Annotated in this window: 11 protein-coding genes; 1 reads left to right on the top strand and 10 read right to left on the bottom strand. The window is 67.0% G+C overall.

What is annotated here, in order from left to right:
• Window positions 1-21: 21 nt before the first annotated feature.
• Genes V6D40_RS07625 through hemL form a run of 5 tightly spaced genes read right to left on the bottom strand, consistent with a single transcriptional unit; the run spans window position 22 to window position 5,038 of the window.
• Window positions 22-1,707, bottom strand: coding sequence for a cytochrome c biogenesis protein ResB (locus V6D40_RS07625; RefSeq protein ID WP_334289805.1), 1,686 nt, complete (start codon window positions 1,705-1,707; stop codon window positions 22-24).
• A gap of 10 nt (window positions 1,708-1,717) precedes the next feature.
• The gene (locus V6D40_RS07620) at window positions 1,718-2,446 is read right to left on the bottom strand and encodes a cytochrome c biogenesis CcdA family protein (RefSeq protein ID WP_334289804.1); all 729 of its coding nucleotides are present in this window, start codon (window positions 2,444-2,446) and stop codon (window positions 1,718-1,720) included.
• Between the two features lie 56 nt (window positions 2,447-2,502).
• Window positions 2,503-3,093: a TlpA family protein disulfide reductase gene (locus tag V6D40_RS07615; RefSeq protein WP_334289759.1), complete on the bottom strand. Its 591-nt coding sequence runs from the start codon at window positions 3,091-3,093 to the stop codon at window positions 2,503-2,505.
• Between the two features lie 11 nt (window positions 3,094-3,104).
• Complete coding sequence (locus tag V6D40_RS07610) at window positions 3,105-3,719, bottom strand: histidine phosphatase family protein (RefSeq protein ID WP_334289758.1); 615 nt, start codon at window positions 3,717-3,719, stop codon at window positions 3,105-3,107.
• Entirely contained in the window at window positions 3,719-5,038 is a 1,320-nt protein-coding gene (gene hemL, locus V6D40_RS07605; protein WP_334289757.1) for a glutamate-1-semialdehyde 2,1-aminomutase, read from the bottom strand. Before hemL ends, V6D40_RS07610 begins: the two co-directional genes overlap by 1 nt.
• 20 nt (window positions 5,039-5,058) lie before the next feature.
• On the opposite strand from hemL, the gene V6D40_RS07600 reads away from it, so the two are divergent.
• The gene (locus tag V6D40_RS07600; protein WP_334289756.1) at window positions 5,059-5,901 is read left to right on the top strand and encodes an NAD(P)-dependent oxidoreductase; all 843 of its coding nucleotides are present in this window, start codon (window positions 5,059-5,061) and stop codon (window positions 5,899-5,901) included.
• Between the two features lie 10 nt (window positions 5,902-5,911).
• Here V6D40_RS07600 and V6D40_RS07595 read toward each other — a convergent pair whose 3' ends face one another.
• Genes V6D40_RS07595 through V6D40_RS07575 form a run of 5 tightly spaced genes read right to left on the bottom strand, consistent with a single transcriptional unit; the run spans window position 5,912 to window position 12,194 of the window.
• Window positions 5,912-6,646, bottom strand: a complete 735-nt coding sequence (locus tag V6D40_RS07595) for a DedA family protein (protein ID WP_334289755.1) — start codon at window positions 6,644-6,646, stop codon at window positions 5,912-5,914.
• A gap of 5 nt (window positions 6,647-6,651) precedes the next feature.
• Entirely contained in the window at window positions 6,652-8,052 is a 1,401-nt protein-coding gene (locus V6D40_RS07590) for a protoporphyrinogen oxidase (RefSeq protein WP_334289754.1), read from the bottom strand.
• Window positions 8,053-8,072: 20 nt separating this feature from the next.
• Window positions 8,073-9,119, bottom strand: coding sequence for a uroporphyrinogen decarboxylase (gene hemE, locus V6D40_RS07585; protein ID WP_334289753.1), 1,047 nt, complete (start codon window positions 9,117-9,119; stop codon window positions 8,073-8,075).
• A gap of 11 nt (window positions 9,120-9,130) precedes the next feature.
• Complete coding sequence (locus V6D40_RS07580; protein WP_334289752.1) at window positions 9,131-11,710, bottom strand: heavy metal translocating P-type ATPase; 2,580 nt, start codon at window positions 11,708-11,710, stop codon at window positions 9,131-9,133.
• Window positions 11,700-12,194, bottom strand: coding sequence for a hypothetical protein (locus V6D40_RS07575; RefSeq protein WP_334289751.1), 495 nt, complete (start codon window positions 12,192-12,194; stop codon window positions 11,700-11,702). Before V6D40_RS07575 ends, V6D40_RS07580 begins: the two co-directional genes overlap by 11 nt.
• Window position 12,195: the final 1 nt, after the last annotated feature.

Genomic DNA, 12,195 nt, shown 5'->3' with positions numbered 1-12,195 from the left:
GTGCTTAAACTACCGCACCCGTCAAGCGCGTTCCAAGAGGTCGGGTTCGTCCTCGTCCAGCTCATCCAAGTCGCCGACGAGCTTTGAATCGGCGCGCCCGAGCACATGCGCGGCGATGTCGTCGAACTCGCTACCCCAACCCGCGCGGTCCGTGCGCGATAGCCCCGCGATTTCGACGAGGGTGCCGGAGGAGGGGTTCGTGGCGTCGGCAAGCGAAAGCCTGACCCAAATGCGGCGGCGGCGAATCGTCAGCGACGCGGCGAGCGCGAGCAGCATGGTCACCGTGGTGACGAGGATCCAGGGCTGGAACGGGTCGCGGGAAATTTGGTAGTTGGCAAACTCGGCGGCGCCGTCGAAGCGCACACTCACCGGTCCGGCGGGGTCGCCGACGTCCACCAAGGCCTCCTGGCCCGGCTCGAGTTGGAGGCGGTCGACTTTTTGCAGGCGGCCGTCGGCAAGCAATGCCTGATCCAGCACGAAAATGTTCTGCGGGCGACCGGTGTCGAGCCCGGCGTCGCCGGAGTACACCTCAACCACCATCGCCGGGTCCTCCATCGCGGGGAAAGCGGACTGCAGCATGTCGGCGTTCGGCCCGACCCAGGACGCGGTGGGGGCGAAGACGCCCTCGATCGCGATTTGGTGCTGGCGGCGGTCGTTCAAATCCGGGTACATGCCCGCCGGCGGGTCAAAGCGCATCACGCCGGAGGAGAGGAAGGTCTGCACGTCGGTGGGCCTAAACTGCACCATCTGGGTGCGGGATTCGCCGTTCGGCCAGGTGATTGTCACCTGCGGGGCGAACCCGTGGCCCTGGAGGTAGACACGGTCGCCGTTGATGCGCAGCGGGTTGTTCACCTGAAGGGTGTAGGGCTGCCACTGATCCTTCGGGGTAGCCAGGTCATCCGTGTAGGTGATGTCGGACCAGAACCCGTTGGCTTGGCCGTTGTTCAGGTACGCCGCGCGGAAGTTCTCCGATTCGATGCAGAAGGGGGTAAGCCCCGTGCCGTCGAACAGCGGCCCGGCGCGGAAGACGTCGAAGTTGGCGGGGCTGGTGTTGCAGAACTCGCGGGAGCGCTCCACCGGCACCGCGTACTCGGATTCGGAATCCGTGACCACGATGACCTGGCCTTCGTAGAAGACCATACGGCCGGCGGCGAACGTGACGATCATGCCGACCAAGCCGATGTGGAAGATCAGGTTCATCAGCTCGCGGGCGTAGCCGCGCTCGGCTGAGATGGAGAACGCGCCCGCGCGGTCTTCACCCGGCGCGTAGTCCGCGACGTGCCAGCGCTTCAGCGCGCCTTTGGAGCGGTCGGCGATCTCCTCCACCGACTCGTCGAGGGTGGCGCTTTTGTACATCGGCATGCGCGCCAAGTACTTCGGGGCGCGCGTGGGCGTGGCGCGGTAGGCGCGCCAGTGGTCGACGGAGCGGGGGATGATGCAGCCGACGAGGGAGACCATCAACAGCGTGACAATCGCCACGAACCAGGTCGAGGAGAACACGTCGAAGAACTGAAGTCGGTCGTAAATCGGACCGAGGGTGGGGTTGGCGTTGAGGTAGTCGTCGACAAGCGATGTGCTCACCTGGCGCTGCGGCAATAGCGCGCCGGGGATCGCGGCGAGCGCGAGCAGGAACAACAGAATCAGCGCGGTGCTCATGCTGGTCAGCCAGTGCCACGCCTTCCGCAGGTAGAGCCACACCGTGCGCATTGCCGTCACCTCAAATCACCGTCGTTCCGAAACCAACCGTAAGCTGCCGCGCCCAGCCGATGAAATGATTCCACGCGCCGGTGATCAGCAGCACACCGACCACGATCATGGCCACGCCGCCGATCACCTGGATCTGGCGCGAGTGGCGGCGCAGGAAATCGACGCTTCGCACCGCGCGAGCCGAGCCGAGGGCGAGCAGGAGAAACGGCAGACCGAGCCCCAGGCAGTACATGATCACCAGCACCACACCGCGCGCCGCGGTGACACCGGCGGTGCCGACGGACACGGAGATGATCGCGGCGAGCGTGGGCCCGAGGCAGGGCGTCCAACCGAGGGCGAACACCCCGCCGAGCAGCGGCGCGCCGAGGATGGTGGCCCAGCGCTTCGGCTGCATGCGGGTGTCGCGCTGGAGTAGCGGCACCGCGCCCATGAACACCACGCCCATCACGATGGTGATCACCCCGCCGATGCGCATCAGGGTGTCGGCGTTGAGCTGGATCAGCGAGATCGCACCAAAGACCGAGACCGTGGCTAGGAGGAAGACTACGGTAAACCCGAGGATGAACAGCAGGGCCGCCCCCGCCACGCGGGCCTGCTTGGAGGTCACGCGCGGGCCGTGGTCGTCGAACTCCATCTCGCCGCCGACGACGCCGGTTAAGTACGACAGGTAGCCGGGCACCAGCGGGATGACACACGGGGAGGCAAACGACACCAGCCCGGCGAGCATCGCCGCCAGCATGCCGAGCAGCAGCGGGCCCTCGGCGGCAAGGTTGGAAAAGAGATCGCCCACGTACGCTATTCCGTTTCCAGCTTGGCGGTGACCTCGAGGATGTCGTCGGCGCTTATCTCGCGCAGGAACACCGCCGCCGGGCGGTGCTGCTTGTCCAGGATCACCGTGGTTGGGATGACGGAGCTGGGCACGCCGCCGAGGAACGCGGCGGTCTTGAACGGCGGGTCGTAGATCGACGGGTAGGTCACCCCGTTGTCGGCGACGAAGTCGCGGGAGATCTCGGGGTTGAAGTCGCGGACGTTGATGCCGAGCACCGTGCCTTGGTTGTGCGCCTGGAGGGTCTCGTGGACCTCCTGCAGGTCGTCCACCTCCGCCCGGCACGGCGCGCACCACTGGCCCCACGCGTTGACCACCACGATCTGGCCGTCGAAATCCGACAGGCGGATCTCCTGGCCCGGGTCGGTGAGCGATTCCCCGCCGAAATCTGCCAGGGGTTTGCGCTCAGCCTCGTCGTAGAAGATCTCCACCTGCCCACCCGGCGAGTGGAACGAGAACGTGCCGCCACCGTCGGTGGTATCGCTCGCGCAGCCCGCCACGCCGAAGACGGTCAGGCAGAGGGCGGCGCTTAAAAACGGTGCGGCAAACCTGGAGTGCATGGCGTGGCTTTCTAAATGTGGGCGGCAGGGGTGTTGTACGACCAGTCAATAACAACGTCGTCGTCGAACACAAGTGAGGTCACGCTGGCCAGGTCGCACTCGCGCGAGGCGTGGTAGAGAGGTTTGCCCTGCACGTGGCGCTGCACCATGACAATCGGCAGCTGGTGGCTCACCAGCACTGCCTCGTGGCCCTCGGCGTGCACCCGCGCGGCCTCGATGGCGGTCTCCATCCGGGCGAGGATCTCCGTGTACGGCTCGCCCCAGCTGGGCTTGAGCGGGTTGGTCATGTGGCGCCAGCGAATCGGGTTCCACAGCTGGGAGCGCACACCTTTGGTGCGGAGCCCCTCGAAGGTGTTGGCCGCCTCGATGACGTCCGGGATTGTGTCAATGGCCAGGCCGGTAAGTTCCGCGATCGGCTGCGCCGTCTCCTGGGCCCGCTCGAGCGGGCTGGCCGCGAGGTAGGTCACGTCGCAGCCTTCGAAGAAGCGGGCGGTGGCCGCCGCCATTGACTGGCCCCGGGAACTTAAGTGGTAGTCGGGCATGCGCCCGTAGAGCACCCGCTTCGGGTTGAACACTTCCCCGTGGCGGACCAGGTGCACGGTGGTGCGCGGCGCGTCTTGCGTCATCAGCGCGGCTCCGCGGCCGCTGCCGCCTTCGCCGCCGGCACAAGGGCCTCTTCGATGCGGCCGAAATCCTCGTCCGTCAGCGCCGTGGAGACGAACCAGGTCTCAAACGGGCTCGGCGGGGCGTAGACGCCCGCGTCGAGCAACGCGTGGAAGAACGCCGGGTAGCGCCACGTCTGCGCCGCCTTCATGTCGTCGAAATTGTGGCCCTGCCCTTCAGCGAAGCGGACCGACAGCATCGTCGCGGCGCGCTGGATGTTGTGCGCAACCCCCTCGCGCGTCAGCGCAGTCGAGATCAGACCAGCCAAGGTGTCCGCGTTGCGGTTGAGCACGGGGTAGATGTCCTCGGAGGCCAAGCGAAGGCTGGCCAGCCCCGCTGCCATGGCGACCGGGTTACCGGAGAGCGTGCCCGCTTGGTAGACCGGCCCGTTCGGCGCGAGGCGCTCCATAATGTCACGGCGCCCGCCGAATGCTGCTGCCGGGAGCCCGCCGGAGATCACCTTGCCAAAGGTGGTCAGGTCGCCCGCCACGCCGTCGACGCCGTACCAGCCCTTATACGAGGTGCGGAAGCCAGTCATGACCTCGTCCAAGATGAGCAGCGCGCCGTGCTCGTGGCAGACGTCTTTGAGCTTCTGGTTGAAGTTATCCTTCGGCGCAACGGTGCCCATGTTGCCCGCCGCGGCCTCCGCGATCACGCAGGCGATCTGGTCGGGGTTGTCCTCGAAAGCCTTCCGGACGGCGTCGATATCGTTGTAGGGCACCACGATGGTGTCGGCGGCTTGGGCACCGGTGACGCCGGGGGAATCGGGCAACGAAAACGTCGCCAAGCCGGAGCCCGCAGACGCGAGCAGCGCGTCCACGTGACCGTGGTAGCAGCCGTCGAACTTGATCACCTTCGGCCGTCCGGTGAAGCCGCGGGCGAGGCGCACCGCGCTCATCGTGGCCTCCGTGCCGGAGTTGACCATGCGGACCTCTTCCACGCTGGTGCGGTTGACCAGGTGCTCGGCGATCTCCACCTCGGCCTCCGTCGGCGCGCCGAAGCTCAAGCCCTTGCTCAGCGCGTTTTCCACCGCGGCGATGATGTCCGGGTGCGCGTTGCCGTGAATCATCGGACCCCAGGAGCACACCAGGTCGACGTACGCGTTGCCGTCCGCGTCAATCAGCGTGGAACCGTGCGCGCTGTCGATAAACCGCGTCTGCCCGCCGACGGACCCGAACGCGCGCACCGGCGAGTTCACGCCGCCGGGAGTGAGCTGCTGCGCGCGAGCGAACAGTTCGGCGGAGCGTGTCGTGTTTGCTGAAGTCGGTTTTTGGGCAGTCATGGTTGCCTATTCTAGGCCATATGAACATTGCATTTTTAGGCCTCGGCCGCATGGGCACCGAGCTGGCGCTCAAGCTTGTCGACGATCACGATCTCACGGTGTGGAACCGCACTCACTCCAAAACCGAGCCGCTGGTTGCGCGTGGTGCGCGCGCTGCAGACTCCCCTGCCGAGGCGGTGGACGGCGCCGAGCTGGTCATCACCTCCCTGTTCGGCCCGGCGGAGGTGCGCGAGGTTGTCATCGAACCCGCGCTCATCCCCGACGGGGTGACCTGGGCGGACGCCACCACCATCTCCCCCACGGACGCCGCCGAGTTCGCCGCCGCGGTGCCCGGCTTCATCCACACCCCGGTTGTCGGTTCGCTGCCGCCTGCGCGCGAGGGCAAGCTCGGGGTCTACGTGGGAGGAGCAGATGCTTCACGACGCTCCCTTGTCGCCTCCACCGTCGCCCCCTGGGCAGCCGCCAACCCGGATCGCCTGCGCGAAGTCGACAGCGCCTCCAAGGCCGCGGTGGGCAAGCTCTTGGCCAACCTGGCGCTTGCCGTGAGCATCGAAGGCTTCCGCGAAGCCCTCGACATGGGCGAGTCGCAGGGGCTGACCGAGGACGAGGTCATTTCGATGCTTGGGTCAACGGGGCTCGAGTTCATCGTCAACATGAAGGCGCCGTTCGTGCGCGGCGAGCGCTCCACGGACCCGGGCGACTTCTCCGTCGACGCCATCGCCAAAGACGCGCGGTTGATGATTGCTTCCGCCGACCACGAACTGCCCGCCGTCGCTGCGGCGCTGCGCTCCCTTGAGGCGCAGCAGCGCGCAGGCCACGGCGACGAGGATCTGTCGTCGGTGGTTGTCTACCGCGACAACTAGCCCTTGCTTGCTAGTGGCCAGCCTCGATCTCGTTGCCGACCACCTCAGCGGGGCGGTTGGCTGACTTCGACTGCTTGCGGAAGATCCCGAAGAAGACCACCACGATCAGGCCGATCGCGATCCAGTTCGCTACCTTGGCGTACTGGTCGAGGACGGTGACCACGGGTTCGCCGATCCACCAGCCAAGGCCGAAATAGAGGAACGACCAGATGGTTTTGGACACGAAGTCCAGCACCATGAACTTCCACAGCGGCATCCCGGTCATGCCCATCAGCACGAACACCACAAAGGCGATGGGCAGCGGGATCGGCACGTACGCCAGGAAGATGCCCAGCCATCCGAGCTTGACCGCCCAGTGCTCGACGCGCTCAATATTCTTTGCCGCGCGCTTGGAGTTCGCGCCTTGGACCTCCAAGATGCCGCGGCCCCACAGCTTGCCCGCCCACCAGTAGATCCAGTCGAATTTGATCGCGACGATCGATCCGATGAGCAGGTAGACCAGCCAGTGGGGCGCTTGCCCAACCGCCGCAAGCGCCCCTGTGGACGCCGCACCAAGGCGTGAACCCGTGAGCGCGAGCATGATCGGCGGATCGAGACCCAGCAGCCACGCCCGGAGCGGGATCATGGCGAGGCCAAAGAGCCCCACGAACCCGAACCAGCCGAGGCACCAGTAGTCAGCCTTGGTGGGTTTGCCGTTCCACGGCAGGCCTTCTTCCTCCCACCACTCCTTTTCCTGCGGTTCCATTCGTGTCACCTCTGCTTCAGGATTTCCTGCGCAGCGGCGCGGGCGTCTGCGATCACGGCAGGCACGCCCACTCCTCCGGCCCACGCGCCGGTGGCGGAGATGCCGACGACGCTGGCGAGCTGCTCGCGGGCGGTGGCGACGGTGGCGAGGTGCTGCTCGTCGAAGCGCGGCAGCCCGCCGAACCAGCGCTGGACGTAGATCTCTTCCAAGCCGGCAGCGCGGCCGTCGAACCCGGTGATCGTCTGCAGGTCGTCCAGCGCCCAATCCACAAGATCGTCCTCGTCGGCGCGCAGCGGGACGTCGTCGCCGAAGCGGCCGAAGCTGGCGCGCACCAGCGCACCGCCGCGCTCTGCCAAGTGCGGCCACTTGCGCGACGAAAGGGTGAACGCCTTAGCGCCGACGTCGTCCGCGCCTGCGGCCACCAGCACACCAGAGTTCTCCGGCAGGCCCTCATCAGTGGCAAACCGCATGCCCACCACCACCGAGTTCGCGAGCTGCACCGTCTTCAGCGTCGCCGCCACCTCCGGTGCGACCTGCTTGAGCAGCAGCGCCGCTGTTGGGGCGGGGGTGGCCAACACCACGTGGTCGTAGACCGTGTCCTCGCCGCCTTTCAAGCGGAACCCCTCGCCCTCGCGGGTGATGGCGGAGATGAACGCGTCGATATAGATGTCGGCGCCAGATTCCTCCGCCAGCGTTTCGTAGAGCTCCTGGTAGCCGTCGCGGAACGCGTTGAACACCGCGCCTTGGCCGGTGGGCAGCTCCTTGCGCGCGTCCTCGAGGTTGCGCACCGCCTCGGACAGGTGGACGGTGCCGTTGTCGCTCGCGGCGGCAAGGCGGTCGAACTCCGCCGCCAGCTGCGGGATGGTGGCGCGAACGCCCAAGTCGTCCGCCGCGCACGAGTAGACTCCGCCGAGCAGGGAGGTGACCACGTTGTCCACCACCTCGTCGCCGTAGCGCTCGCGCACCAGCTTGCCCACGTTCTGATCCCCGCCGATCTCCCACGCGAATCCGTCGGTGCTGCCCTCGGCGTCGATGCGGGCGGCGGTTTCGGCGGACACGAGGTGCGCTACCGGCTCCGACGTGGACGGGATACCCATGATGCCTGCGCGCGGCAGCGGCTCAGTGCGGCCGTCCACGTACACCAGCGACCCCAGCCCCGAGGGCTCGACCAGCGCATCGGCTAGTCCCAACTGGTGGAAGAGCTCCACGGCGTCTTTCCGGCGCGCCATGAACGCCTCGGCGCCCATGTCGGTGGGGCCGGCCTCGAAGGGGACGGTGAAGAGTTTGCCGCCGATGCGGTCGGTGGCTTCGTACACGTCCACCTCGATGCCGCCGCCCTCGGCGGTGCCCAGCTCGTACGCGCAGGTGAGCCCGGCTAGGCCGGCGCCGATGATTGCTACCTTCATGTTCTTCGTTGCTCCTCTTGTTACGCCTCGTGGATCACGCGCACCGCGTGCGTGATGGCGTCCGGGTCAGTGGTGGGCAGCACGCCGTGTCCAAGGTTGAAGATGTGGCCGGTGGCGGTGCCTTCCTCGATCGCGGCGGCGGCCTCGGCCTTGATGCGGCGCACTTCGCTCTTGATTACCTCGTCGCCTGCGAACAAGATGGCGGGGTCCAAGTTGCCCTGCAGCACCCTCGGCGAGGCGAAGCGGCGCGCAGCGGTGTCGAGCGGGACCCGCCAGTCCACACCCATGACCTCGCTGCCGGCCTCGCTCATCGCGCCGAGCAGCTCGCCGGTAGCCACCCCGAAGTGGATGCGCGGAATCTCTCCCGCGACGGACTCCAAAATCTCCACGGAGTACGGAAGGACGTGGGTGCGGTAATCCCGCTCCGTCAAAAAGCCTGCCCACGAGTCGAACAGCTGCATCGCGTCGATCCCTGCTTCCACCTGGGTGCAGAGGAACGCCGTGATGGTGGGCACCAGCTTGCGCATGAGCGCGTGCCACGTCTCCGGGTCGGCGTGCATCATGGCTTTGGTCTTCTCGTGGTTCTTGCTCGGCCCGCCCTCAACCAGGTAGCTGGCGAGGGTGAACGGCGCACCGACAAAACCGATGAGCGCCTGGGTGCTGTTCAGCTCCTCGAGGATGATGCGGATACCCTCGGCGACCTCGTCAACGTGGTGGTCGAGCTCCGGCAGGGCCGCGACGTCCTCTTTCGTCCGTATCGGCTTGCCCATCACCGGGCCCTTGCCCGGCACGATCTCGACGTCGACGCCCGCAGCTTTCAGCGGCACCACGATATCGGAGAACAAGATCGCCGCGTCCATGTCGTGGCGGCGCACCGGCTGCAGCGTGATCTCGGCGAGCAGCTCCGGCATGAAGCACGAGTCCAGCATGGGGATGCCCTCGCGGACCTTCCGGTACTCCGGGAGCGAGCGGCCGGCTTGGCGCATGAACCACACAGGAGTGCGGGTTGGGGTGCGGCCACAGGCGGCGTCGATAAGCGGGGCGTGGTCGAGGTCGCGTCTGGTCATGCTGTGTAAGCCTAGACGGGGAAGCGCCCAGCGCGTAGCGAGCGTTGCTCGATGATCAGCGACGACCCGAGCATGAACAGCGTCGCACCCATCGGGGGCAGCACACCGAACATGGCTAAGCCCACCGCCGCGGCGTTGTAGATCAGGGCGAACGCCATGTTGGAGTCGATAATGCGGGACACGCGGCGGCCGTGCTCGATCAGCTGCGGCACCGCCATCACGTCGTCGCGCATGATGACGGCATCCACGCCTTCCTCCCGGGCCTTAAAGTGGCCCTCGAAGAACTCGTCCTCGGCGTAGAGGATGCCCACGTCGCCGACCTCGATCACGTCAAGCACGCTGGTGGAGCCGACCATGGCCACGTTCGCGCCACGCGTGTGGAGCTGGCGCACCGCAGCCGCCTTGTCCTGGGCCGTGATGCCGGCGAGCACGGACGTGATACCGAGCATGTTGGCGAAACGGCGGCCCACGGTATAGGTGTCGCGCGTCAACATGACGGTGGTGGTGCCCATTGCTTCGAGACGGTCCACTGCCTCCGCAGCGTCCTGCTTCTCCGGGTCGTGGAGCGTGATCACTCCGCGGTCTTTGCCCTTCCAGCGCACCACGATCGGGGCGCCGCCGGACGTCGCCGCGAGTGCGAGCCGGCCGGACAAGCGGGACATGTTGAGCGGGCGCCACAGCAGTGCGTCGAGGTGGGTGGAGGCGTCGTCGTCGGCCACGCGGCCGTCAACAACCGGGCGCAGCGTGACGCGCCCCTTCGTGGTGCCGTCGGCACCTAGCTCGACTTCTTCCAGATCGACGCGCCACGGTGCGCCGCGGCCTTTCGCCTCGCGGGCGGCGGCGACGATGGCGCGGGCTGCCGGGTGGTTCGACTCCACCAGCAGCGCCCCGGCGATAAGCAGGACCATCTCGGAGTCTTCCCCGCGCGCGGCAGTGACCGTTTCGACGTTCATCTCCGGTTCAACCAATGTGCCGACGCGGTTGAAGACCACCGTGTCTACGTCAGCCAGCCGGCGCAGGGTGATGCCGTCGCGCACGAGCACGGCGTTGCGCGCCGCCGCCTCGATGCCGTGGCGCGTGGCGAGCGCCGGGGAAATCGCCAACGCCACCGGCGCCACGACCGCGAGAATGGCGAGCGCGGTGGAAAAGGCGGCGTTCAAGTCCCCAGTGATCAGCCACCACATGCCGAAATCCACCACTGCCAGCACGTAGGCTGCCGGGATGAGGAGACTGGCGGAGCGGGTGGAGACCATCGTCGCGGCGTTTTCCCGGCGCGACGCTTCCTCCACCCAGCGGCTCACCGAGGACCAGCGGGTGGCGTGCCCGGTGCGCTGCGCGCGGATCTTCACGGAGCCGCGTTGGACCACGGCGCCTGCCGCCACATCGTCGCCCACGCCGACGGAGTCTTTGAGGTCGACGTTGGTAAGCACATGCCTCAAGCTCGCAGAACCGCCGACGACCTCCCCGTCGACCGGGACGATCGACCCGCTTCCAACCACCACGTCGTCGCCGCGGTTGATTTCGGAGAGCGTGAGCCACTGGCTCTGACCGCTGCCGCGGCGGGCCACTTCATATTTGGTCTCGGGATCCGGGGCGAAGCGGCGCATCTGGTCCACCAGCGAGCGGCCAATGCGTTTGGAGTAGTAGCGGCCGATGAGCAGCAGCGCGGTCACCCCACAGGCAACGTCGAGGAAGATCTCAACCTCGTTACCGCGCCTGGTGGGCAGCCACCCACCTGAGGAGACCCAGCCGATCTCACCGGCGGAAGTGAACACCAGCGCCGCGGCGGACCAGATGTAGGCTGCCAGCACCGCGACGGAGCTCGCGCCGTCGAGAGCCGAGAGCCCGCGGCGCACGCCCCCTGCCATCGCGCGGTGGAACGGCAGGGCGCACCACAGGGCAACCGGGGTGGCCAGCGCGAAGCAGACCCACTGCCAGCCGCGGAACTGGATCTCCGGGATGTAGCTGAGGACAACCACGGGGATGGCCAGCACGATGGCGGTGATCAGACGGGCAGGGGTGACCAAGTCGCGGGCGGTAAAGAGCACGTCGCCGGAGTCAGTCTTCCCGCGCGTGCGGCGCACAAACCCAGCCTCGCGCGCTGCTGTGAGCGTCGCCTGCGCATCCTTGCGGCGCTTCCGGATCTGCCCCGACATCCCACGCGTGCTCAAGCGCGGCGAGCGGCGGTCGACCGGCTCGTGCATGAGCGCCCGGCGACGCAGCGTGGAATCCGTCATCTCGGCCGTGACGTCGAAGGACTCGATCACCTCCGCGAGCTTCAACGGGTCGATCGTCGTCGGCGCGGTCACCCAAGCCATGGAAGTGGAGTACACCAGCTGGGCATCCACACCGGGGATAGCTTCAAGCGCTTCCTCGATGTCACCGAGCTGCGGCCCGTCTTTCAGCCCGTCGAGCTCGAACGCGTACGACGCGTTCGCCTGGCGCGGCGCGTCCTCGTCGTCGGAGACACCGTGCACGGCATCCGGGTCGATGCCCGCCAACTTGGCTGCGCGTCGGGCCTGCTCAATGGACTCGGACAGTTCCTCAGAGATCAACGCACCACCGTCTTCGTAAGCTTCGTTAGCTGACATTGCGCCACAGATCGCCGCTGCGCTCGTCCACGAACGCGTTTGCTGACGGGCGGAAGATAAAAAACGCGCCCACGGCGAGGAGCGCCACAATGGCGAACACCACCCAGCCAGCGACACCGACGAAGAAACCGGCGAAGTTGAGGAAGATGGTGAGGAAGATAAACAGCGACGCGGAGCGGCGGGCGCGCTTGGACCCGCGCTCGAAGAACGCCGCGCACGCGGTCAGGCACAGCGCGAGGATGATGTTTCCGGCAGCGACGATGCGCATGTTGCGGCGGAACGACATCGCGACGTCCTGCTCTAGCTCCGCAGGCGCGCCGGCGCGCAGCATGAGGAAGCTAGACACCAGCATCAGCACAGCTGCGAGCAGGAAGCACCAGTACCCCGCGCGCAGCGGTGCGGGCCACTTATCACCCACCGGCCCCGAATAGCGGCGGTTGCGGTCGTCGGGGTCTGCGACCATCGAAGGAAACATCCCGGCCATG

The organism is Corynebacterium sp. Marseille-Q4381, from assembly GCF_036881695.1.
GTDB lineage: Bacteria > Actinomycetota > Actinomycetes > Mycobacteriales > Mycobacteriaceae > Corynebacterium.
This window is presented reverse-complemented; position numbering and strand designations above follow the sequence as displayed.

Bases quoted from the DNA above. Each gene is read 5' to 3' on its own strand.
- V6D40_RS07625 (WP_334289805.1), bottom strand. From the start codon at position 1,707: ATGCGCACGGTGTGGCTCTACCTGCGGAAGGCGTGGCACTGGCTGACC.
- V6D40_RS07620 (WP_334289804.1), bottom strand. From the start codon at position 2,446: ATGCTGGCGGCGATGCTCGCCGGGCTGGTGTCGTTTGCCTCCCCGTGT.
- V6D40_RS07615 (WP_334289759.1), bottom strand. From the start codon at position 3,093: ATGCACTCCAGGTTTGCCGCACCGTTTTTAAGCGCCGCCCTCTGCCTG.
- V6D40_RS07610 (WP_334289758.1), bottom strand. From the start codon at position 3,719: ATGACGCAAGACGCGCCGCGCACCACCGTGCACCTGGTCCGCCACGGG.
- hemL (WP_334289757.1), bottom strand. From the start codon at position 5,038: ATGACTGCCCAAAAACCGACTTCAGCAAACACGACACGCTCCGCCGAA.
- V6D40_RS07600 (WP_334289756.1), top strand. From the start codon at position 5,059: ATGAACATTGCATTTTTAGGCCTCGGCCGCATGGGCACCGAGCTGGCG.
- V6D40_RS07595 (WP_334289755.1), bottom strand. From the start codon at position 6,646: ATGGAACCGCAGGAAAAGGAGTGGTGGGAGGAAGAAGGCCTGCCGTGG.
- V6D40_RS07590 (WP_334289754.1), bottom strand. From the start codon at position 8,052: ATGAAGGTAGCAATCATCGGCGCCGGCCTAGCCGGGCTCACCTGCGCG.
- hemE (WP_334289753.1), bottom strand. From the start codon at position 9,119: ATGACCAGACGCGACCTCGACCACGCCCCGCTTATCGACGCCGCCTGT.
- V6D40_RS07580 (WP_334289752.1), bottom strand. From the start codon at position 11,710: ATGTCAGCTAACGAAGCTTACGAAGACGGTGGTGCGTTGATCTCTGAG.
- V6D40_RS07575 (WP_334289751.1), bottom strand. From the start codon at position 12,194: ATGGCCGGGATGTTTCCTTCGATGGTCGCAGACCCCGACGACCGCAAC.